The sequence below is a fragment of the Blautia sp. HCP28S3_G10 genome (assembly GCF_052065235.1).
In the GTDB taxonomy this organism is placed as follows: domain Bacteria; phylum Bacillota; class Clostridia; order Lachnospirales; family Lachnospiraceae; genus Blautia_A.
Genome location: NZ_JBQHUL010000030.1, coordinates 14,002 through 38,207, shown reverse-complemented (window position 1 = coordinate 38,207; position 24,206 = coordinate 14,002). Strand labels below are relative to the sequence as shown.

The window sequence follows — 24,206 nt, the reverse complement described above, 5'->3', positions numbered from 1 at the left end:
ATTTACACTTCCTCGTTTTTGTTCAGAAATTTCTGTAATGGAAATGCAAGGCACATAACAAAAATCAGCATAATTACATTTCCGGTTGTAGACAATCCGTAATAACCACTGGAATATTCCTTATAAACAACAGATCCTAATACATCTGTCGCAAATCCTGGACCACCTTTTGTCATACTCCATATTAATTCAAATGAACGGATTCCGGATATAAAAGATAAAATGATCACAGAATTTCTGGCCGATTTTGACAATGGTATCATTATATCTTTTACAATTTGAATTTTTGAGGCTCCATCCAGAGAAGCACTTTCATAGTAAGTACGATCAATAGACTGAATTCCTGCAATAAATATTACAACTGCAATTCCCAGCCCCTTCCATACATCTGCGAAAATAACAGAACCTAATGCCGTTCCTGTATTTCCCAGCCAGTCTGTCCCCTGTATAGAAAATAATTGCAAAAATGTATTTACTATACCTTTCGTTGGATGAAGCATAGCTTTAAACATAATTCCCACTGCTACAGAACTTATAAGTGTCGCAAAAAAAACAATAGATCTCAGGAGATTTTTTGTACGTAATCCACTTGTCAGAAAAACGGCTATGATAAAACCTACTATAACTTTTAGTCCACAAGTTGTTACTGCATAAATCAATGTGTTTTTTATACTTAACATAAGTCCTGGATCAGTAAGAAACATTTTGTAATTATCTAATCCACACCATACTGCATTTTTTAAATCCCAAATCGTAAAACTGTAATAAAAAGAGATAAGATTAGGAAACAAAAACAATATTATAAAAATAATAAATGCCGGTGCCGCAAAATAAAGTGGATACGTTTTTCTTTTATTCATAATCAACCTCATAAGAATTACTGCTTGGAAAGATTTTCTCTCCAAGCAGTCGATCATCATTTTTATTTTTTCCAGTCAAGCCCCAGCTGTACTGCTGCTTTATAGCAGTCTTCATCTAATTTCTTAGCAGCTTCCTCTGCTGTTGTCTGACCTGATGCACATTCACTACAGATTGCATCACAATTTGCACCTATTACACTACATTCAAATTCAAGAGCTACACTTGTTTTTCCTGCGTCAATATAAGCCTGCATATCTTCTACTGCCGGAAATACCTCTACTGATGGCTCATATCCTTTGATACAAACAGGTCCTTGCGGAGTCTGTGCACTGTTAAACGCATCCAGAGCTTCATCAGAAACATAGAACTCCATAAATCTGGTAATATCATCTACTTTATCAGAATTTTTGTTTCCATATATTGCATTAGGTTCCCATACTGTAAGGCCATGATTTTCTGCATCATCTCCCGGAATTCCAAATGCACCAATATTATTGGCATAATCTTCACCATACAAAGAAGCTAATTCAGGAAGTGCCTCTGTTAAAATCGGCCACATAGCTCCATCACCTTCTGCAAGATAATCTACACCATCACTAAATGTTGCAGCAAAACAATCTTCATTATAAAAATCTTTTACATCTGCATATTTTGAAAAACTCTTTAATGCAGCTGTTGATGTTGCATATTTTTCTTCTCCTGCTTCAAATTTTGATGCAAAATCTGGCTCTTCTGCTCTGAGATTATAATAATCTCCTAAGAACAATACCTGACTTGTCCATGTATCTCCAAATGTACCAATTAAAGGTGTTTTTCCATTTTCTTTTATCTTCTGGCACACCTCCAGGAAATCCTCCCAGGTATCTGGAACTTCTGCTCCCGCATCTTTAAAAACCTGTTTATTATATAAAATACATCCTGCCATTGCAGTACTCTGCGGAATTCCATATACTATGTCATTATTAGTAACCGCACTTGCAAACGTATCATCCAGACGGCTCATAATATATTCGTTATCGCTTAACGGAATAAAATTATCTTCCGGATGTAACTGAGTTCCCAGAGTCGCACCTGAGTTTGCAATTACCAGATCATTTAAATCTCCAGATGCTTCTCTTGTTGACACAATATCTTCTCCTGCTGTTACGACCTCTATATCAACTTTTATTCCAAGTTTTTCTTCGGCCAGTTCACATACTGCATTTAACCCATCTGAATTAATATCAGGAAATGTAAGTAAAGATAATTCCGCTTCTTTATATTCCCACTCCTTGCTATCCTTATTATCTGCATTTACAGATGTTGCTGCTAAAGTTGTCATCAAAGCAGCCGTTAATAAGGTCACCCCAATCTTTTTTGTCTTATTCTTCATATGTAAGACCTCCTTCTCTTGATATACAGATTATATAAATATAACATTAATTTTTACATGGATTATTCGATGATTTTATATAGAAAATTACATTATTTCCCAATAAGCATTATTATCAAAACTGATAATTAGTGTACCATAAAAGCACAAAAGAAAGCCCCCAGAGTTGCCGCTCTGAGGGTAGACATTCATTCATAATGGTTTTCTTTCATCTTCTCCCAACCACCCGGGATTTCTTTATAATTTTAAATCCCCAGTTTTTCTTTCATATAATCCACCGGTGTATCTTTTCCTGTATAAAGCTTAATCGCGATCAGCGCCTGGAAGAGCATCATACTCATACCATTATATATTTTTTCACATCCGGCATCTTTTGCCTGTTTCATCATAACCGTTTCACGAGGTGCATATACAGTATCTGTTACAATAAGATCTTTTTTGAAATAAGAAGGATCCGGAATGTTGGAAAGATCTTCCAGAGGATGCATTCCCACACCTGTCGCATCGCAGAAAAGATCTGCAGCATGCATTTTTTCTTTCAGAAGATCCAGATCTCCAAGGTCATTCATAGTAGCTTTGCAATTTGTATTCTTGTTGATAAGGTCTGCAATTTCCTCTCCACGGCTGTAGAATTTATCTTTGATATTAAAGATTTCAAGTTCTGCGATTCCGTCAAGCGCTCCACGTACTGCAATTGCTGTAGCAGCTCCGCCTGTACCGATAAGGACCATCTTCATTCCTTTGAAGTCGATTCCTTCTTCGGTAAGTCCCTGCCAGTATCCCATTCCGTCTGTGTTGTAACCTTTCAGCTTACCGGTAACCTGGCCGTTTTCATCACGCATATTTACAACAGTGTTGATGGCACCACATAATCTTGCAGCTTCGTCAACTTCATCAAGATACTGGTGAACAACAGTTTTGTTTGGCATGGAAATGTTGGATCCCAGCATTTTAAGTGCACGAATACTCTGTACTGCATCTTTCAGCGAATCATTATCTACTTCAAAAGCAAGCTGGATAACATCATCCCCGTTTTTGTCGTATGCAAGGTTATGCGTTGTCGGTGACTGTGTGTGGCGAATCGGATAAGCCATTAATCCTACTAATTCTGTATGTCCTGTAATATTTGGCATGTTTTTTCCTCCTTGGTATCATCACTCTAATGGTTCTAATGTCAGGTATCCCTGAGATTCCAGTACATTCAGTATTGCACGTCCTTCCATGGTTCCTTCCATGATACGGCGGGCACGGACAGAATCTCCAATGTTGTATACATACGTGTCTGTATCTCCAAAAGCTTCTTCAAGCTGTGCAAGAACTGGATTATTTGCACGCATTCCCAGGCAGTTAAATCCAAGATCAAATTCAAGATCTGTGATTTTTCCATCTGGAAGCTTCACTGTAAAAGCATTTTCCTTTACTTCCTGAAGTGCAGTGTTCACGTATTCTTTCACTCCATATTTATCGTGGGTTTCACGCATGGAGCATTTCGTGATCGGGTCTGCTAGCATACCGATTTGCGGAAGCATATCTACGATTGTACACTGTGCTCCTCTTGGTGCAAAATATTCGACCACATCAAGGCCTACAGAACCGCCGCCTACCACTACGACCTTTTTGCCCTGACATGCTTCATCCGGATATTTTCCTGCATTCAGATTGTTGATCATTCCAAAGATTGTGGCAACATTTCCCGCTTCGATATTTTCTTTCAGACCTTTGATCGGAGGCACCAGCGGAACGGATCCTGTTGCATTTACAACTATATCCGGCTTGAACTGTTTGATCGTATCTACAGTAGCTTCTGTATTCAGGAAGATATACAGATTATTCAGTCTTGCAGCACGTGCTTCCAGATATTTGGGGAAATCTTTCATACGTGTCTTGCTCGGAAGATCTGAAATAAATGTGGAAAGACCGCCAAGATGAGCATTCTTTTCAAGAACAAAAACATTACAGCCAACTTCTGCTGCCGTACAGGCTGCTTCCAGTCCGGCTGTACCGCCACCCACTACTACAACATTGCAGTTTTTATTAGTTTTAAGTTTTTTGTAAATATCTCCTTCCGGAACAGCAGGATTTACTGTACAGCGGATCGGACGGTTTACGCCGATACGGTTTCCTGCACAGCCCACATTACAGGAGATACATTTGCGCAGATAATCTTCTTCGCCGTTCTGAACTTTTTTGACCCAGTCAGGCTCAGCGATCAGTCCACGTCCCATTCCAACAATATCCACATCTCCGCTTTCGAGAACTTTTTCAACAACTTCAGGATCACGATAATTGCCTGCATTAATGACAGGTTTGCCGAATTTTTCTTTTACGGCCCTTGCCATATAGGAACGCCATCCGTCAGGCAGGAAATTGGAGTCGATCTGATACTGAAGAGACGGATTCAATCCACAGGAAACATCGTACATATCTACAAATTCATCAAGATATCCCAGATATTCCAGTGTATCCTCCAGCGTATTTCCTCCTGGCACTCTTTCTTCTGCGGAAATACGCACAATGATCGGAAACCACGGTCCTACATTTTTACGTACTTCTTCCAGTACCATACGAGGGAATCGAAGACGATTTTCCACGGAACCTCCGAATTCATCTGTTCTTTTATTATAATAAGGTGAGATAAACTGACTCATAAGATAAGAATGTCCGCAGTGGATCTCAATGGCATCAAATCCGATAGTCTGTACACGTTTTGCAGCCTCGCCATATTTCTTAACTGTGGTGAGAATTTCTTCTTTTGTCATCGGACGCGGAATTTCTCCCCCTGCCTTGGTTGGAATATTGGAAGAAGAAACAGTTTCCATTCCTGTTCTTGCAGAGGAAGCTGAGGCACCTGCATGGTTTACCTGAATTGCAACTGTTGCTCCGTTCTTGTGGAGATTTTCCACCAGCTGATAGTAACGTGGCATAAAGCTGTCATGATCAATACGGATCTGACTTGTTCCATTAGATCCTGCCGGATATTCAATGTTGGCATTTTCCAGAATAATAAGACCTGTACCGCCTTTTGCACGAAGTGAATAGTAATTCATATGTCGGTTACTCATCTCACCGCTTGTTTCTCCATAGTTCGTTCCCATCGGAGTCATGGCGATACGGTTTTTGATCGTAGTTCTTTTAATCGTAATTGGTTCAAAAATTTTAGGGTATTGACTCTTCATGAAAATTCTCCTTACGTAATCTGTTACTCATAATTACTTGAGAGGCATTTCTCTGTTTGTGACTTTTTTATCATAACCCTTTGTATCAAAAATTAACAATATCTTTCAGGTAAAGTTTTAATGCATTTTCGGTATCATTTTCAGGCTCTGCCTGTTCCTTCATATATTGAATAAATCTTTCCACAGCAGGAAGGCGGTATCTGTCTTTCATCCAGAACATAAAAATCTGTCTGTAAACCTGCAGATTTTCCAGTTTGTGAATATTAATCCCCTCTGCTCTGGCAAGTATATCTGTCCTGGGCATAAGCGCAATCCCAAAATTTTCTCTTACAAGTGCAACAATAGAATATTCATCAGGACATTCTACGATCGTATTCGGCTCTACCTGATATTTCTTATATAAATGTTTTGCATAAGTTCCCATCCAGGACTCACGGTCATAACCGATTACCGGATAATTTCCCATTTCGGTAATCGACACGATCTTATCTTTACCCAGAGGATGTCCTTCCGGTGTGATGATCACCAGTTCCTGATTTATTAATGGAAAAAACTCCATGTCATCTTTCTGAAGAAATCCTCCAAATCCCACATCAAGCTCACCGGATCTTACTTTCTTTTCTATTGCAGGGGTATGATTCTGCCAGAAATTAAAAACTACATTTCTATTCTCGTCACGGTTCAGAAAATTTCGCACCTTATGAGGAATATAATGTCCTGCAAGTGGAAAAATATAACCGATGTCGATTTTTCCACCAGCAGAAGAAAGTTCCTGCATTTTATCCACTGCAATGCTGCAGTCTGCGACTATTTTGTCTGCATGCTCCAGAAAAAGCTTCCCGGCTTTTGTAAGTTCCACTCCTCTGCCCTTTTTTTCAAAAAGCGTGACGCCCAACTCATCCTCCAGCGAAGCCATAGATCTGCTTAAGGATGGTTGTGAAATATATAACTCTTCTGCTGCCTGGTGGTAATTTTCCAGTCTTGCCACCTTCTGAAAATACAGAATCTGATTCAATGTCATAGTAAAAACCCCTTTTCTCCAACTATGATACCTGTGGATTGTATCGTGTGCCGCACTCTCACAATCCTGCCTTCTAATATCATATATTGTACCATACCAATACATTCAATGCATTGTTTTTTTACTTTAAAAGCATTAGACGCTATCTGTTTCCACTGTTACAATACTAACAAATGTTATTTTTTTAACAGAAACTGAAACCGGCCTTTCTGCTGTTTGTGACAGAACTGCACACGCCACAGTTCAAGAATGCCTCTGCATTCTTGCTGCGAGATGCGCGTCATGCAATGCATGACATACTTCTTCTGCGCATCTCTGCAATCCTGCCGGAGGCTATATCAGATGGGGGATTGACTCCCACCACTGATACTGATTTGTTGCTCGCCACCTACAGAGGTGGGAGTCATCTCACATCTGATATTACATATCACAAATAATGTCTTAAAACGTTTCAGAAAAGGAGAATATCATGAACAAAAAGTACCTTCCAAGTGCACTGATCCTGTACTTGAACTATTTTATCCACGGAGTAGGATGTTCTATCCTCGGACAGGCTGTCATCAAAGAAGCGCTCGCTGCTTCCTGGGGTGTTGAAGCCATGTCCATTACAGCAATCTCCGCAGCTCTCGGCCTCGGACGACTGATTGCCCTGCCTTTTGCCGGACCACTTTCTGACAAACTCGGCCGTCGTATTTCCACTGCCATCGGAAGTGCTTCCTACGCTGTTTATCTCATTGGTCTTGCACTTGCTTTTAACATCGGAGCAAACGGCGGCTACATGATCGCATATGTATGTGCTGTTCTCGGAGGTATTGCAAACTCATTCCTTGACACAGGTATCTATCCTGCTGTCACGGAGATCATTTACAAAGCACCCGGCGTTGCTACAATGGGAATCAAATTTTTTATCGCCATTGCACAGATGCTTCTTCCGTTTGTACTTGGTGTTGCCGTGACAACAACTGCTTCCGGACTTACATCTTATAACCCATTATTCTTCGCATGTGGTATAATCTATATTGTACTTTTTGTACTGGTATTCCTGTTCCCGCTTCCTGACTCCGATCAGAAAGCCGAAGGAAAAAAAGAAGGCCTTATTGCCAGCCTGAAGCATACTCATTTTTCTTTTGAATCCATCGCAATGATCCTGATCGGATTCACCTGCACAGGTACTTTCCAGCTGTGGCTGAACTGTGCGCAGAACTTTGCAAAAGAAAATGCCGGATGGGCTGATCCATCTATTATGCAGACTTATTATTCTGCCGGAACACTGATCGCACTTGTTGTAACTGCTCTTCTTACAAAAAAGATCAAAGATGTACGCTTCATTGTGACCTATCCGGTCATCTGCCTCGTAACTCTGATTGCAGTTCTTATGGGACAGAATCAGACAATGATGATCGCAGGTGCTTTTATTATCGGGTGGGCCGGAGCCGGCGGACTTCTTCAGATTGCAACTTCCGTGTGCAATATGCTTTTCCCGAAAATCAAAGGTACTGTTACTGCACTGGTTATGATCGCCTCCTCCTTATGTAACTACACAATCCTTACAGCAGCTTCCAAAATGCAGCCGTCTCAGGTCATGATCATGAACATCGTGCTTACTGCTGTTGGTGTTGTACTTGGCCTCTTTGTAAATATTCGTTACAAAAAAATGACAGAATTTATTGATGCTTAGTAACTATTCAGAAGACAGTATGCTAAACCAGAAAAAGAAAGGAAACGTCATGAACACAATCAAAATCAGAGATATTGAAATCGGTGCAGGTGCACCAAAAATCATTGTTCCTATCGTAGGCGTTACAAAAAAAGATATCATAGAAGAAGCTAAAACCTTTGACTCCATTCCTGTTGATGTTGTAGAATGGCGTGTTGACTGGTTTGAAGGTGTATTCGATTTTGCGCAGGTTGAAGACACGCTGAAAGATCTTCATGAAGTACTCGGAAACATCCCCCTTCTTATGACTTTCCGTACTTCCAGAGAAGGCGGTGAAAAAGCTATCGAACCGGAAGCATATGCAGAACTTAACCTGAAAGCTGCTGCTACAGGGTATGTTGATCTTATTGATGTTGAAATTTTTACAGGAGATGAGATTGTAAGAAAAATTATTGACGGTGCTCACGCAGCCGGTGTAAAAGTTATCGCTTCTAATCATGATTTCTTCAAAACTCCTGCAAAAGCAGATATCATTTACCGTCTCCGCAAAATGCAGGATATGGGTGCTGATATTCCAAAAATTGCAGTTATGCCTCAGAATAAAAAAGATGTCCTGACGCTTCTGTCTGCAACAGAAGAAATGGCAACCAGTTATGCTGACCGTCCGATTATTACTATGTCTATGGCCGGAACCGGTGTTATCAGCCGTCTCTGCGGCGAAGTATTCGGATCTTCCATGACTTTTGGTGCTGCAAAGAAAGCCTCCGCACCTGGTCAGATGGGTGTCAATGATCTGAATACCATTCTTGGACTTCTTCATAATGCAATGTGATATTACCCCATAATTGCTTCTTGAACTCACCGGTATTTTTATTTAAAATAGGAATACCGGTGTTTCTCTATGTAACACCAGGGTACAGAATTGCGAAAGTTATTTATAACAATGCAATTCGCAGATGTTTTAAATATAAAAAAGGGAGGTCTTCCATGAAAAAAATACTTCACTGGCTGGATGCGAACCTGGAAGAATTCATTCTTGTTATTTTTCTGATCGCCATGACGCTGATCATGGGAATACAGGTTCTTTGCAGATATGTTCTGGGCATGTCTCTGTCCTGGTCCGAGGAACTTACCAGATATCTTTTTATCTGGAGTGGATTTTTGAGCGTCAGCTACTGCACCAAAAAATGTCTTTCTATTAAAATAGAACAGTTTGTTGCAATTTTTCCACGAAGAGGGAAAGCCATTTTTAAAGTTATAAATCATACATTTGAACTGGTGTTTTTTGTTTACATGATTCCGTTTGCCTGGTCCTATATGATGTCTTCTGTTCACAGCGGGCAGCTTTCACCGGCCTGCGGCATTCCCATGTACTATGTACAGGCAGCTCCTCTGGTTGCCTTTATTCTGGTTGCCTTCCGTGTTCTGCAGCGCTGGATCATCGAATTCCGTGTAGCCCGTGGAGAAAATGTTTTTGACCCTGCTCATCCGGAGCGAAATATTCCTGAATCATTTATTCAGGCAAATTCAAATGAGGAGGAACACTAATGCCGGTCGTTGTTTTATTTATTATTTTTGTTTTGCTTCTGGTCATCGCAGTTCCTGTATCGATCACACTGGGAATCACTTCTGTTCTCCCCTCTGTATTCGATCCTTCCTTTACTGTAGGTGCCAAATATCTGATCCGCGCCATGTTTGGCGGTCTGGATTCCTTTCCCCTTCTTGCAGTACCAATGTTTGTACTTTCCGGTATCATCATGGCCAAGGGTGGAATTTCAAAGAAACTTTTTGACGTATTTGCTTATTTTCTTGGCAGATTCACAGCAGGAATGCCCTGTGCAGTTATCGTCACCTGCCTGTTTTACGGAGCTATCTCCGGATCTGCACCTGCAACTGTAGCAGCTGTCGGAAGTATGACTATACCAGTTCTTACTGCACTCGGCTATGACATTACCTTTTCTACTGCCATTGTTGCTGTTGCCGGCGGACTTGGTGTTATTATTCCACCAAGTATACCATTTATCATGTACGGTATGGCTTCCGGTGCTTCTGTCAGCGACCTTTTCCTGGCAGGCGTCATTCCTGGTCTTATGATCGGCGGACTTCTGATGTTCTATGCTTTTTATTACTGCAAACGCTACGGTGAAGACAGGGAAAAAATACATGCAGAAGTAAAAATTCTTCACGATAAAGGACTTCTGAAAGTTCTGAAAGAAAGTTTTTTTGCTCTTTTAAGTCCTGTCATTATCCTCGGCTGTATTTACAGCGGCATTGCCTCACCTACAGAAGTTGCTGTAATCTCGGTATTTTATGCTCTGATCATCAGTCTTCTTGTTTATAAAAGTATTAAACTGAAAGATATCTGGGCTATCCTTGTAGAAGCTATCAGAACCTTTACACCGATTCTCTTTATCCTTGCTGCCTCTACTGCCTTTTCCAGAGTTCTGACGCTTATGCAGGTTCCGCAGACAGTGAGCGAGTTTATACTGAATAATTTTCACAGTCCCGTATCTATTCTTCTGATCATCAACCTTTTCCTTCTGATCGTGGGAATGGTTATGGACACGACACCTGCTATCCTGATCCTTACACCGATCCTCCTTCCTATCGTAACGGCAATCGGCATGAATTCTGTTCAGTTTGGTGTTATCATGGTTGTAAATCTTGCCATCGGATTTGTTACACCTCCGATCGGTGTCAACCTTTTTGTGGCAGGTTCTCTCACAAATGTGCCTGTTATGAACATAGCCAGAAAAGCTATGCCCATGATTTGCTTTTTCCTTGTGGCACTGCTTCTGATCACCTTCATTCCTGCAATCTCAATTGGAATTTTATAGGAGGCACAACATGAAAAAATATATATGTATTCCCCTTCTGGCTGCGGCCGGTATTCTTGCCTTCACCATGACAGGCTGTAATTCTTCTGATGATGAAGTGCAGCGCTATTCCTGGCCGCTTGCCACCGCAAGTCCTGAGGATACCGTTACACAGATCTTTGCGGAAAAGTTTGCCGCTGAAGTTGCAGATTTAAGTAATGGAAAAATGAAGATCCAGGTCTACGCAAACTCCACACTTGGTGGTGACAGAGACCTTCTGGAAACCTGCGCAGACGGTGATATTCCTTTTGTTGTACAGAATACAGCTCCTCAGGTTTCCTTTATGAACGATCTGGCAGTTTTCGACCTGCCATGTGTTTTTGATACACTCGACGAATGCAGGGCCAAAATTGATAACCCCGAATTTTACAGCCTGATCAGTGATGTCTATACGGATGGCGGCTATCATCTTCTCGGTATGGCTGACCAGGGATTCCGTATCATGAGTACAAACAAAAAAGTTGAAAATCTCAGTGACTTCAAGGGTCAGAAGATCCGTACCATGGAAAACAGCTATCACATTGCTTTCTGGAAAGCCCTCGGTGCAAACCCGACGCCAATGACTTTCAATGAGGTTTATATCGGACTTCAGCAGCATACGATCGATGCACAGGAAAATCCCTACGAGGTTATCGTTTCCAACAGGCTCTATGAACAGCAGGATTATGTAGTTGAAACGAACCATTTGCCACATCTGATCTCACTGATCGTTAACGATGATTTCTTTAAAGATCTGCCGAAAGATGAACAGGTTATCATGACAAAAGCAGCAAAACTGGCCACAGAATACGCGCGTGAACAGTCTGATGCGAGAATCGCAGACAGAGTCGCAACGATTGAAGAAAGTGGTACTGAGATCATCACTCTTTCTGCTGAAACAAGAAAAGAAATCCGTAAGGCATCAGAAAGTGTTTACAAAACGATTGAGGATTCCATCAGTCCTGCCATTTACAATTCCTATATAAGTGGTAAATAACAGAACAACAACTCTGGTATATCCATAAAAAATGCTGTGGAAAATACATATTAACTGTATTCCCCACAGCATTTTTTATTATTTTTCTTCTGCATCCAGTGCACGAAGACTCTGTACCAGTTCCTCACAAATCACCAGTTCACTCTTTCCGTCTGTTTCGATCACGATATCTGCTGCTGCCTCGTATTTCTCACGACGTTTTTCCATAAGTTCAGCAATATAAGGAACTGTCTTGTTTCCCTCCAGAAGCGGTCTGTCATGATTATCCTTTACACGCTCCAGGATTGTCTCCGGCTTTGCTGTAAGAAGAACAACACGACCGTTTTTCTTCATTTCCACTACATTGCGTTCTCTCATCGGGACACCACCACCACAGGAAATGACTACGTTTGTTCTGGACTGCATCTCAATAAGAAGTTTTGTTTCCAGATCACGGAAGTATTCCTCTCCATATGTTTCAAAAATATCAGAAATACTCATGCCTTCTCTTTCGACAATGATCTGATCCATCTCCACGATATCCATTGCGAAAACAGTCTTAAGGAAATCAGAAATGGTTGACTTGCCGGCTCCCATAAAGCCGATCAGCACGATATTGTAATCAAAAAGCTTACGTGCCTGGATTCTCTTACTGTTACGTGTAATCTCGTCAAAAACTGCCGACACTTCATTTGTATGTCTGCGGCCTTCCATCCTCTTTGCAAGCCATTCTCTCTGTTTTGCTTCCTGTTCCGGCTGAAGGATAGGAAGATCATTAGCTTCCTTATAAGCCATAATGTCTTCTACTATTCTATTTCTCATGAGCAGTGCATCAAGAATGATCTCGTCACACTGTCCAAGGCTTTCTCTGAGTACTTCCAACTGATTCATAATTTTTGTTCCCCTTTATCCACTTCGTACATTTTCCGAAATACAGTATCTGTTATCTGCTTCCGTCAAGTGTCCTCATTATAGCAGTTATTTAACGCTTTAACAATATAAAGCAGATAATTTTTAAAATCTATTTTTTAACAAAAAATTTTACTCAGAATGATCACTCAACGTTTTTCAACGCTTCTCCCATAGGAACTTTACGTATTTTTCTGTATTCCAGAACTGCAATTACCGCATATGTTATAATTCCGATCACGAACATCTGCACATATATCAGTGGATCGATCCACAGCGTTATCCAGCCCGAAAGGCTCTGAAGCATCATTTCTCTGTAAAGCACTTTCATGATCACAGTTTCCAGGGGCAGACTTACCAGAAGGCAGATTACTACCATCAGTGATGTAGACATAATGTATAGCCTGCTGATCTCACCATTTGTATAACCGAGTATCTTCGTCATGGATATAGACTGTGCATTTTTTTCTATGATGATCTTCGAGAGCAGGTAAATAAGTATCATAAAAATTACAACTGCAAAGCCATTTACCATTCCCATCATACTTCCCATGGATACATCAAGCTGCCGGGATACTTTTGTCAGTGCATCCAGATTGATAACTGATCCAATATAGTTGTTATCAATATCCGTAATCTCCGTATCACTGAAATATCCACTGAAATAATCTTCTCCCAGATTAAAAGTGTCATTCAGATCTGCTTTTTTCATAAATACACATAAGCCGCCCGTATAATCGTAGATTCCGTCTATATAAAAAGAATACTCATCATCTTCATATTTTTCTTTCAGAGTGATCGTATCACCGGCTTTAATACCATATTTATCCGCATATGCTGAAGAAATATAAATACCATCTCCCAGATTTATATCTACGTACTTACTGTCATCTTCGATTCCATAAAGAAGGATTTCCTCGCTCTTTACTTTGCCGGGAATCGTATTCAGCGAGTATGCACTGAACTCTTCTGCATCTTCATTGTCTGTCTCTGTGTTATTTGAAAAAAGCAGCATAGCCACAAAACTGTCCAGCTTGTTACCACCACCCATGACACTTACCGGCATGGAAAGCATATACTGATATTTTGCAAGCATATTGTCCTGAATTTCCAGCTGATAATGATTCAGTACTGAAGGCAGAAGCAGCCCGAAAAACAACAGCAGATTTGCAAATACCACTCCTATAAACAGGACAATATAATTACTGAAATTCTGAAAAATAACGCGAAGGCGGAACCTTGTAAAAATTTTTAACTTCGGACTTAAATATACTGCTTTTCTTCTTTTTCTGCCCGAAAGATCTCTTCTCAGGAATTTCAGTGGAGAAAGTCGTAATTTGTGATGAAGGATTCCAAAATTTACCACCAGCATGATTGCAACAGGCACTACTGTCGTCAGCAGGAATGCCTCTGCATTCCATACAGTCTCATACGTGGGAAGGCTGTAACTTCCATAATACATACCTGCACATATATCTTTGAAAACAGTGTATCCAAGTATATTTCCCACTATTGCCCCGACCAGTGTCACTACAATCGGAAGAGCCATATAATGTCGTATCAGTTCCCCTTTCGTATAACCTGAAGCCCTCAGTGTTCCGATCACTGCTGCCTCTTTTGTTATGGTATTGCTGGTTGTAAGACCAAACACAAAAGCCATGATCACAATAACTATATAAAGCAGCACAACCATCATGGCCTTATCGCTTCCCATATCATCTCCGGTAAATCTGATTGCCTGGTTCTGATAACGTGGGATAAAGCTTTCCAGTGTGACAACTTTTCCGATGTCTTTCATAAGATCTTCTGAAATATCTTTTTCCTCTTTTTCTGTTTTTGGAGATTTATCATAAATCCAGGAATAATTATACTGTATCTTATCCTGGTCAAGAGATGCAAATTCTCCATCTGTCACAATGCAGACGCCGAATTTTACAGAATCAAACATTGTATCATTATTACTCTGAAACAATGCACTGTAATCGGACAGCGCCACGAGACCGGTGATCTTCCATTCTTTTTTGCCATCACTTAAGGTATCACCGACTTTCAGATTATTATTGTCCGCATACATACGGTCAACTGCAATTTCACCTGTTTTCTCCGGCATCTCACCGTCCATAAGGCAAACTTTGTCTACATCTGTACGGTTTTTAAAAAATCTCATGGTACTGCCATTTGTAAGAGTATCTTCTATATAATAATTCTCATATACTTTCACGCCAAGCTCTTCAATGGCTTCTTTCTGGCCTCTGTAAATTTTTTCTCCGATACTGAAATTACCATCTTCTATATTGTACTTGCTGAAACTCTCATTATATGCAATAAGCATGCTTCCATCAGCAACAAGAAAGCCCGAAACAAATCCAATTGTTGAGATCATCAGAAAAAAAACCACCAAATATTTTCCCAGTTCGCTTTTCAGTTCTCTCGGAAGGCGTTTTCGTAAAGGATTTTTCATGAAGTGCCTCCTTACCAGTCAAGATCCGTTGCCGGAATCTTATGTTCATTTACATAATTCTTACGTATCATCCCATCACGAAGTTTTACAACACGGTCAGCCATATCTTTAATTGCATCATTATGTGTAACCATAACTATGGTATTTCCATATTTCTGATTAACCGTCTCTATCAGCTTCAGGATTTCTTTTGATGTATTGTAATCAAGGGCTCCCGTCGGCTCATCACACAGAAGAATATCAGGGTTCTTTATAATGGCTCGGCCTATAGCTGTACGCTGCTGCTGTCCGCCCGAAAGCTGGTTCGGCAGTTTCCTCTGATGTTCATATATGCCAAGTGTATGAAGGAGTTCATCTACATCCAGTGCACGATTACTTAAGTATGCACCGACCTCGATATTTTCACGTACTGTAAGATTTGGTATCAGATTATACATCTGAAAAATATATCCCAGATGATTTCTTCTGTATTTTGACAGTTTTTTTTCTGTCATATCTGCCAGCCGCTCTCCTTCTATGGAAATACTCCCTTCATCAGCGCTGTCAATTCCTCCGATAATATTCAGAAGCGTGGATTTTCCAGAACCGGATGGCCCCAGAAGTACACAGAATTCTCCTTTTTCAATATCAAGATCAAGTCCCTTCAGTACATCTACCCTGCTGTCACCCACACCAAAAGATTTCTTTATCCCCCTAATTTCCAAAAACATAACATTTCTCCTTTTCATCGAAGATTGATATAACCATCTGTAAATAGTGATATCTATCTTTGGTTAGTTATAGCTATTACTATGTTAGTTTAAACTATCTCTCTTGTCAATAGATGCAATCGTTTTCGTGAATTTTCGAAATTTCTTTGTAACTGTTCACTGGTAATATCCCGCGAGGTGTTTTGCCATGAATATGGCAAAATCCCGAGACATACAGGGCAAAATCCCATCACCGAAGGTGATTTGGAATGGATTTTGACCAAGGGCTGTGAACGGAGTGAACAGCAACATATCTTTGGATATTATTACAGTGCCAGGTAACAGAATGCAAAAAAAAGCAGCAACTCATCTTTCGATAAATCACTGCAGATTTTGTTATCTCACATTACCAATTCCATCACACGTTCTACTATAAATACAGCAGCACAGGCACATACTGCAACTGTAAGAAGACTTTTTTCTCTGTATGCCGCAATAAGTGCAACAATCAGCGCCGCAATTCCCGAAACAATACCTGCCGATGTTGCAGTAAGAATTGCCGGAAATGTCATTGCCGCAAGACATGCATATGGTACATAATATAGGAAAGATTTCACAAAAGGACTTGTGATTTCTTTCTTAAAAAGTACCAGCGGAAGCATACGGATCAGATAAGTGACGCCTGCCATCACAAAAATATAAACATATACATTTGCCATCATGCACCCTCCCCTTCTTCAGATATCGGGCAGAAATGTGCTGCCAGTCCTGCTACTACAACTGTTGTGATAATGATCACAAAACCGGAAGATACTTTGTTCAGAACAGGAACTTCTGCAAAAACAGTGCTCAGTGCCATAGCCCCTATTACTACGCCAAATACGGCTCTGTTTTTCTTTGCTGGAGGAATGATAACGGCAAGAAACATTCCATAAATCGCAACGTTAAGAGCACTTACCAGGAAGCCCGGAAGTACATTTCCAAGTACAGCTCCGACAAGCGTTCCTAAAGTCCAGCCTGGAATGGCCATACTCATTACGCCATAATTATACCATGGACTTATACGTCCTTCCTGACTTGCACTGACACCAAAAATCTCATCCGTCACTCCAAAAGCCACAGCAAGACGGTGTCCTGTAGAAACATTTTTCTCCAGTTTCTGCGATAGAGAGAATGACATCAGACAATATCTCAGGTTAATAACCAGCTGTGTCAGTACCATTTCCCACATCGATCCACAGGCAACAATAATACCAAGGCCTGCAAACTGTCCTGCTGATGTGAGATTTGTCAGTGAGATCAGAACAGCCTGCCAGGGTGTCAGGCCACCGGATACAGCCATCATGCCGAACGTAAATGAGACCGCAAAATATCCGGCCCCAATAGGAATACCATCCTGTATTCCTTTCCGAAAACCAGCTTTATTCATGATTTTTTAGTCCTCCAGACTGCTCAGTACACGGAATCCGTTATTTTTCAGAACATTTTCTGTCATAAAAACATCTTCTGCCTGAAGGATCATGATAGGAAGACTGTTACCTCTGTGGTAAGATGTATAAATATAATCCAGGTTTACGTTGCACTCGCCAAGTACCTTAAGAACTTCATTAAGACCTCCGACCTGATCTTTGAGATCTACAGCAATAACTTCTGTAGTACGGTTCATATATCCGTTCTCGCTGAGAATTTTTTCTGCTTCATCTGCCTGATCAGTCACCATGCGGAATAAAGCAAATTCCGGTGCATCAAAACATGCAAATCCATAAATATCGATTCCTTTTTCGGCCAGAAGGCCAGTAACCTTCTGAAGGCTTCCTGCTCTGTTTTCTACAAAGATTATATTCTGTTTGATCATGATTTTCTCTCCTCATCCTCTGCATTTACTGTTTATCACATTACAGTAACATAACTTTCTTTATTATACTCACGTTTATACAAAAAGTAAACCGTCTGTCCATGTTTTCCGGACAAACGGTCTTACTTTGTGATTATTAATCCAACTCTTCATCTACATATTTCTGGATATTGGATGCATTTACATATTTTTTCAGATGTTCACCATCTGTAATGACAAGTGTCGGGGCCTGCATGATTCCGAACTGACGAGCCATGTCAGGGTTTTTCTCTGCATCTATGACCTCCAGATTCTCTCCCTCAAGCATCTTTTTGGCCATACGGCAATTCGGGCAGGTGCTTGTTGTAAAGAGGTATTTATGCGTCTCCACAGGCTCTACCTTCACGTCATCCTCAGTCATGGTAACCATGCTTGTGTGAACTTTTTTAAGTGTGGAATGTGTAATGTCGTACAGTGTACGGTTCTTGTATTCCTGGGTCTTACCATCATTCCAGTTCTGTACAGGACGGTAATATCCGGTAATACGGCTGTAGACTTCAGCTTTCTTTCCACATTTCGGACAGGTGAAGTGCTCTCCGCTTATATAACCATGCTCCCTGCAGACTGAATACGTCGGAGAAATTGTATAGTAAGGAAGTCGGTAATTCTCTGCAATCTTACGTACCAGTGAGGCCGCTGCTTTCCAGTCCGGAAGTTTCTCCCCAAGGAATGCATGGAATACAGTTCCTGATGTATACAGTGTCTGCAGTTCATCCTGAATATCGAGTGCATCAAAAATATCTGAACTGAATTCAACAGGCAGATGAGAGCTGTTTGTATAGTAAGGTGTGTCTCCCTTGCTTCCTGCAGTACGGATATCCGGCCAGCGCTTACGGTCATGTTTTGCCAGACGGTACGCTGTGGATTCAGCAGGTGTTGCTTCAAGGTTGAAGAGTTCACCCGGATACTGTTCCTGATAATCAGAAAGACGGTTACGCATATGTTTCAGAACTTCTTTTGTGAATTTCTGGGTACGCTCATCACTCATATCGCAGCCAAGCCAGCATGCATTAAGACCAGCTTCGTTCATTCCTACCAAACCAATCGTGGAGAAATGGTTATCAAAACTTCCAAGATATCTCTTCGTATATGGATAGAGTCCTTCATTCAGAAGTTTGGTGATAACTTCACGTTTGATGTGAAGAGATCTTGCTGAAATATCCATAAGGCGATCCAGTCTTCTGTAAAACTCCTCCGGAGTTTTGGACAGATATGCAATTCTTGGCATATTGATCGTAACAACACCAACAGATCCTGTACTTTCACCAGAACCAAAGAATCCACCGCTCTTTTTGCGGAGTTCACGGAGATCCAGGCGAAGACGGCAGCACATGCTTCGGATATCACTCGGTTTCATATCACTGTTGATATAATTTGAGAAATACGGAGTTCCATATTTTGCTGTCATTTCAAAAAGAAGACGATTGTTTTCTGTATCTGACCAGTCAAATTCCTTTGTGATGGAATAAGTCGGAATTGGATACTGAAATCCACGTCCGTTGGCATCTCCCTCGATCATGGTCTCGATAAATGCCTTGTTGACCATATCCATTTCTTTCTTGCAGTCTTTGTACTTGAAATCCATTTCCTTACCGCCTACAATAGCCGGAAGTTCTGCAAGATCATCCGGGACTGTCCAGTCCAGAGTAATATTGGAAAATGGTGCCTGGGTACCCCAGCGGCTCGGTGTATTCACACCATAGATGAAAGATTCAATACATTTCTTAACATCTCTGTAGCTTAAGTTATCTACCTTAACAAAAGGTGCGAGATAAGTGTCAAAAGAAGAAAATGCCTGTGCACCTGCCCATTCATTCTGCATGATACCCAGGAAATTTACCATCTGATTGCAGAGAACACTTAAATGTTTTGCGGGTGCTGAAGTAATCTTTCCTTCAATTCCGCCAAGTCCCTCCTGAATCAGCTGTTTCAGTGACCAGCCTGCACAGTAACCTGTCAGCATGGAAAGATCATGAATATGGATATCTGCGTTTCTGTGCGCATCTGCAATCTCATTGTCATAAATCTCAGACAGCCAGTAATTGGCTGTTACAGCACCGGAATTGCTTAAGATCAGCCCACCTACAGAATATGTAACGGTTGAGTTTTCTTTTACACGCCAGTCCTCCACCTTTACATAACTGTCCACGATTTCTTTATAGTCGAGAATCGTAGATTTCATGTTACGGATTTTTTCTCTCTGTTTACGATAGAGAATATATGCTTTTGCAACATCACTGTAACCTGCCTGGATCAGAACATTCTCCACACTGTCCTGGATATCTTCTACAGTTACTTTGTTGTCATGGATCTTAGACTGAAAATCTGCTGTGACCCGCAGTCCAAGAAGGTCTACCATATCCCTGCTGTATATTTTTTCTTTTGCGTCAAAAGCCTTATCAATAGCGGCTGTGATCTTTGACATCTGAAAGTCTGCAACCTCACCGTCTCGTTTTACAACCTGAAACATTGTGCTCATTCCTCCCTTGTCTGCTTTTCAATTCAAGAATGCCTCTGCATTCTTCGTTCAGACGCTGTAGGTCTATTGTAGCAGACTCTGTCCTGTGCGTCAACATCAAAAAACACCATATATTGTGCCATTATGTTCTTCTCGCACTATATGGTGTTTCTCTGAATATATTTATTTTTCCCGTATTTCCGGCATTTTCGCACTCATTCAGGCATAACTGAAGCAAAAATTTCCACAGGAACTCTTGCCCTGACAAAGATTCCGTCTTCTCTGTATTCTTCAGAAAGAAGACTTCCAAATTCTCTTATAAGCTGGATTTTGCCGGCTTCTTTATATGCAAAAAGCTCTTCCAGATAAATCTGTCCCTCTGCCAGAAGCTTCGCCAGAATATCTTTCAGCTCTTCCAGTCCTTCTCCTGTACGTGCAGAACATTTCACTGTATAATCGGCTCTGAGATCACGAATCTTAAGCTCAGGTACTTTATCCTGTTTGTTCAGGAGTGTGATGATTTTTTTTCCTGTAGCTCCAAGTTCTCTCAGGGTTTCATAAACGGTATGCATCTGAATTTCTGCCTGCAGGTTAGATGTATCTACCACATGAATGATATAATCAGCATATTTTGCCTCTTCCAGAGTACTTTTGAATGCCTCAACCAGATGGTGCGGCAGTTTGCGTATAAAACCAACAGTATCTGTAAGAAGAATCTGCTGTCCATCCTTCAGTTCCAGCATTCGTGTTGTCGGATCCAGAGTTGCAAACAGCTTATCCTCAGCCAGAATTCCCGCACCTGTAAGCTTGTTCAGAAGAGTCGATTTGCCAGCATTGGTATAGCCTACGATTGCTGCAGTCTTCAGGCTTCCTCTGGCACGCTTGCTTCTGATCAGGTTTCTGTGTTTTTCCACCTGCACAAGTTCTGCCTTCAGTGCCGAAATACGTGTACGGATCAGTCGTCTGTCTGTTTCCAGTTTTTTCTCTCCAGGTCCTCTTGTTCCGATTCCGCCACCCAGTCTGGACAGTGATTCTCTAAGGCCTACAAGTCTTGCGGCACGATATCTGAGCTGAGCAAGCTCTACCTGGATCTTACCTTCGCTTGAGACTGCCCTCGCTGCAAAAATATCAAGGATGAGTAGTGTTCTGTCCATCACCTTACAGTCCAGCTCCCTCTCCAGATTATTCAGCTGCGCAGGTGAAAGTTCATCGTCGCAGATAACTCCATTGGCATCTGCTGCATGCATAAGTGCGGCAACTTCTTCAATCTTGCCTTTTCCGATATAAGTTCCCGGATGGACAGCCTCTCTGTTCTGAATGACCTTTCCAACCGTTACGGCGCCTGCAGTCCTCGCCAGTTCTTCCAGTTCATCAAGAGATGCTTCCACATCTTCATCTGCAGCTGTCTGCACTCCCACAAGGATTACACGCTCTTCAACTTCTTTAAAATCATAAAACTGCATAAATACTCCTAACTGGTTCGTGACTGTAAAAATGTCATTTCTTTTGCAGCGGCCTTATCATCCGGAAACGCATTGACATATTCCTGGGCTTTTGAAAGTGCTGTTGCAAAATCCAGTTTTTTCTCATAGGCAACGATCTCATTGAATAAGAGATCCTGCATCTCATCTGATGTCGTGTCCGCTGCGAGTCCACTTGCAATGTTTTCAAGTGCACTGTCATAAGAACCATCTGCTATGTCGCAGAGTGCCAGTCCATTATACCCTTCTGCCGGATCACTGTTCTCAGCAGTTGTATACTGCTGATACATTGTTCTTGCATTGGAAGTATCGCCCTGAGCCAGATAAACCCTGCCGAGGAGCAGCATACCTTCTGTGCTGTCCTTACTTACAGCCTCAGTCAGTTCTTTTACTGCATTGTCATAGTCATCCATGTAATAATATACCTGACCTCTGTCGCAGTAATCTTCTGCTGTTTTCGGTTCTGTCTTAAGTGCGGCCTCCAGATATCTTGTTCCATCGGCCTCCATATCATGTTCCAGATATGCCTCGTAGATCTGAATTGCCATTTCATAGCTTGCTTCCTCTGAATATGCCTGTGTAAAATCGTTGGAAGCTTCCTCATAGGAATCCATTGCAAGAGCTACACAGCCTGTAAGATACCAGGTATTTGAATCCATTGAATAGTCTTCTGCAATTGTCTGACAGTCAGCCATGGCTGCATCATAAAGCCCTGCCTGGAATTCTGCTGTTGCACGATAAGACAGAATATCTTTTTTGAGTGCTTTCCCTGCTTTATCGCTGTCAAAAGCATTATTAAGACTTTCAATGGCCTCCTGATAATTACCCAGTCGGAACTGTGCGATACCTGCTCCACGATATGATTCAGCCAGCTTATAACCAGCTGAAACAGCCGTTGTAAACTCTTTCAGCGCATAATCATAATTTCCCTGACTGAGATCCTGCACTGCCTGGTCATAATTTTTTTTATTTTCACTGCCACAGCCTGCAAAAGCAGTAACCGCCATGCAGGCTGTGATAACAAATATGATTCTGTTTTTTTTCATTTATTCCACAATCAGTCCTTCTGATTCCATTACACGGATTACATTATCCACATGTTCCGCACAAATATCCTCAGTTCCGGCTTCAACCATTACACGGATAAGCGGTTCTGTACCACTCTCTCTCACAAGGATTCTTCCCTCTGTGCCAAGAGCTCTTGCAGCTGCTTCCACAGCCTCTACAACCTTCGGGTTCTCCCGTGCTGTCTTCTTATCTGCGACACGCACATTTCTCAGAATCTGCGGATATACCTGCATTTCTTTTGCAAGATCACAGAGAGTTGCCTTCTTTTCAACGCATGCTTCCATGATCATAAGAGATGTAAGAATTCCGTCTCCTGTAGCTGCATAACGGCTGAAAATAATATGACCGGACTGTTCTCCTCCAATGCTGTAGCCATTTTCCATCATATTTTCGGCAACATATTTATCACCTACTGCTGTCTGCTCATAGCTGATGCCTTCACGTTCCAGTGCTTTATAAAGTCCCATATTGGACATGATCGTTGTAACGACTGTATTTCCTTTCAGTTTACCCTGTTCCTTAAGGAATTTACCGCAGACATACATGATTTTGTCACCGTCAATAATATTTCCTCTGTGGTCTACTGCAATACATCTGTCAGCATCTCCGTCATAGGCAAATCCGACATCCAGCCCGTTATCTACCACATATTTCTGAAGGACCTCAATATGTGTGGAACCACAGTTTTTGTTGATATTGGTTCCGTCCGGCTCATTATTGATCACATAAGTTTTTGCACGAAGTGCATCAAAAACACTCTTTGCAATAGCTGAAGAGCTTCCATTAGAACAGTCCAGTCCGACTTTGATATTTTTGAAATCGCGGCTCGGAATTGAGATCAGATAGCCAATATAACGATTACGTCCTGATGCAAAGTCAACAGTGCGTCCGATGTCAGCACCTGTTGCAAGTGGAAGTTCTTCAAGTCTTCCATCCAGATATGCCTCTATACGCGCTTCAATCTCGGCTTCAATTTTCTGACCGTTTCCGTTAAGGATCTTGATCCCGTTATCATAGAACGGATTGTGGCTTGCGGAGATCATAATACCACAGTCAAAATCTTCTGTACGTACAACATAAGAAACACTAGGTGTTGTAGTCACATGAAGAAGATATGCATCTGCTCCTGAAGCTGTAAGTCCTGCAACCAGCGCATATTCAAACATATAACTGCTTCGTCTTGTATCCTTTCCGATCACGATCTTGGCCTTATGGTCACGACCATAATACCATCCGAGATATCTTCCCACCTGAAAAGCATGATTTACTGTTAACTGTACATTGGCTTCTCCCCTGAAACCATCTGTTCCGAAATATTTACCCATTAT

The 24,206-nt window shown here is 41.3% G+C and carries 20 protein-coding genes; 5 read left to right on the top strand and 15 right to left on the bottom strand.

From position 1 onward, the window contains the following. Positions 1-2: 2 nt before the first annotated feature. From ACTNB8_RS12140 to ACTNB8_RS12120, 5 genes are all read right to left on the bottom strand, one after another. On the bottom strand, positions 3-905 hold the full coding sequence (locus tag ACTNB8_RS12140; RefSeq protein WP_441055032.1) for a carbohydrate ABC transporter permease: 903 nt from the start codon (positions 903-905) through the stop codon (positions 3-5). Positions 906-922: 17 nt separating this feature from the next. Then, positions 923-2,233: an ABC transporter substrate-binding protein gene (locus ACTNB8_RS12135; protein ID WP_441055030.1), complete on the bottom strand. Its 1,311-nt coding sequence runs from the start codon at positions 2,231-2,233 to the stop codon at positions 923-925. Positions 2,234-2,478: 245 nt separating this feature from the next. Further along, positions 2,479-3,366, bottom strand: coding sequence for a quinate/shikimate dehydrogenase (locus ACTNB8_RS12130; protein WP_441055028.1), 888 nt, complete (start codon positions 3,364-3,366; stop codon positions 2,479-2,481). 21 nt (positions 3,367-3,387) lie between these two features. Further along, positions 3,388-5,409, bottom strand: coding sequence for an oxidoreductase (locus ACTNB8_RS12125; RefSeq protein WP_441055026.1), 2,022 nt, complete (start codon positions 5,407-5,409; stop codon positions 3,388-3,390). Positions 5,410-5,494: 85 nt separating this feature from the next. Further along, positions 5,495-6,430 (bottom strand): LysR family transcriptional regulator, encoded by a 936-nt coding sequence (locus ACTNB8_RS12120; protein WP_441055024.1) that lies wholly within the window; start codon positions 6,428-6,430, stop codon positions 5,495-5,497. Positions 6,431-6,899: 469 nt separating this feature from the next. Here ACTNB8_RS12120 and ACTNB8_RS12115 point away from each other — a divergent pair, with 469 nt between their 5' ends. The 5 genes from ACTNB8_RS12115 to ACTNB8_RS12095 all read left to right on the top strand — a co-directional run bounded on the left by ACTNB8_RS12115 (position 6,900) and on the right by ACTNB8_RS12095 (position 11,939). Continuing rightward, entirely contained in the window at positions 6,900-8,108 is a 1,209-nt protein-coding gene (locus ACTNB8_RS12115) for an MFS transporter (RefSeq protein WP_441055022.1), read from the top strand. A gap of 49 nt (positions 8,109-8,157) precedes the next feature. Then, positions 8,158-8,919: a type I 3-dehydroquinate dehydratase gene (gene aroD, locus ACTNB8_RS12110; RefSeq protein WP_441055020.1), complete on the top strand. Its 762-nt coding sequence runs from the start codon at positions 8,158-8,160 to the stop codon at positions 8,917-8,919. 155 nt (positions 8,920-9,074) lie between these two features. Then, on the top strand, positions 9,075-9,635 hold the full coding sequence (locus ACTNB8_RS12105) for a TRAP transporter small permease (RefSeq protein ID WP_441055018.1): 561 nt from the start codon (positions 9,075-9,077) through the stop codon (positions 9,633-9,635). Then, a complete protein-coding gene (locus ACTNB8_RS12100) occupies positions 9,635-10,924 on the top strand; it encodes a TRAP transporter large permease (protein WP_441055016.1) in 1,290 nt (429 codons plus the stop codon). Before ACTNB8_RS12105 ends, ACTNB8_RS12100 begins: the two co-directional genes overlap by 1 nt. Before the next feature lie 10 nt (positions 10,925-10,934). Then, on the top strand, positions 10,935-11,939 hold the full coding sequence (locus ACTNB8_RS12095; protein WP_441055014.1) for a TRAP transporter substrate-binding protein: 1,005 nt from the start codon (positions 10,935-10,937) through the stop codon (positions 11,937-11,939). A 78-nt stretch (positions 11,940-12,017) separates the two neighbouring features. Here the strand turns inward: ACTNB8_RS12095 and ACTNB8_RS12090 are convergent, their stop codons facing one another. The 10 genes from ACTNB8_RS12090 to glmM all read right to left on the bottom strand — a co-directional run bounded on the left by ACTNB8_RS12090 (position 12,018) and on the right by glmM (position 24,203). Next, the gene (locus tag ACTNB8_RS12090; protein WP_441055012.1) at positions 12,018-12,809 is read right to left on the bottom strand and encodes a shikimate kinase; all 792 of its coding nucleotides are present in this window, start codon (positions 12,807-12,809) and stop codon (positions 12,018-12,020) included. Between the two features lie 163 nt (positions 12,810-12,972). Then, the gene (locus ACTNB8_RS12085) at positions 12,973-15,288 is read right to left on the bottom strand and encodes an ABC transporter permease (protein WP_441055010.1); all 2,316 of its coding nucleotides are present in this window, start codon (positions 15,286-15,288) and stop codon (positions 12,973-12,975) included. An 11-nt stretch (positions 15,289-15,299) separates the two neighbouring features. Continuing rightward, a complete protein-coding gene (locus ACTNB8_RS12080) occupies positions 15,300-15,998 on the bottom strand; it encodes an ABC transporter ATP-binding protein (RefSeq protein ID WP_441055008.1) in 699 nt (232 codons plus the stop codon). Between the two features lie 380 nt (positions 15,999-16,378). Then, positions 16,379-16,699, bottom strand: a complete 321-nt coding sequence (locus ACTNB8_RS12075) for an AzlD domain-containing protein (RefSeq protein ID WP_296156526.1) — start codon at positions 16,697-16,699, stop codon at positions 16,379-16,381. Further along, a complete protein-coding gene (locus ACTNB8_RS12070) occupies positions 16,696-17,406 on the bottom strand; it encodes an AzlC family ABC transporter permease (protein WP_441055006.1) in 711 nt (236 codons plus the stop codon). The genes ACTNB8_RS12075 and ACTNB8_RS12070 overlap by 4 nt, the downstream gene beginning before the upstream one ends. A 6-nt stretch (positions 17,407-17,412) precedes the next feature. Then, positions 17,413-17,832, bottom strand: a complete 420-nt coding sequence (locus ACTNB8_RS12065) for an amino acid-binding protein (protein WP_441055004.1) — start codon at positions 17,830-17,832, stop codon at positions 17,413-17,415. A 136-nt stretch (positions 17,833-17,968) separates the two neighbouring features. Continuing rightward, positions 17,969-20,341 (bottom strand): ribonucleoside triphosphate reductase, encoded by a 2,373-nt coding sequence (locus tag ACTNB8_RS12060; protein ID WP_441055002.1) that lies wholly within the window; start codon positions 20,339-20,341, stop codon positions 17,969-17,971. A gap of 203 nt (positions 20,342-20,544) precedes the next feature. Then, a complete protein-coding gene (gene hflX / locus ACTNB8_RS12055; protein ID WP_441055000.1) occupies positions 20,545-21,792 on the bottom strand; it encodes a GTPase HflX in 1,248 nt (415 codons plus the stop codon). Between the two features lie 8 nt (positions 21,793-21,800). Then, positions 21,801-22,856, bottom strand: coding sequence for a tetratricopeptide repeat protein (locus ACTNB8_RS12050; protein WP_441054998.1), 1,056 nt, complete (start codon positions 22,854-22,856; stop codon positions 21,801-21,803). Beyond that, a complete protein-coding gene (glmM, locus tag ACTNB8_RS12045; RefSeq protein ID WP_441054996.1) occupies positions 22,857-24,203 on the bottom strand; it encodes a phosphoglucosamine mutase in 1,347 nt (448 codons plus the stop codon). Between the last annotated feature and the right edge of the window lie 3 nt (positions 24,204-24,206).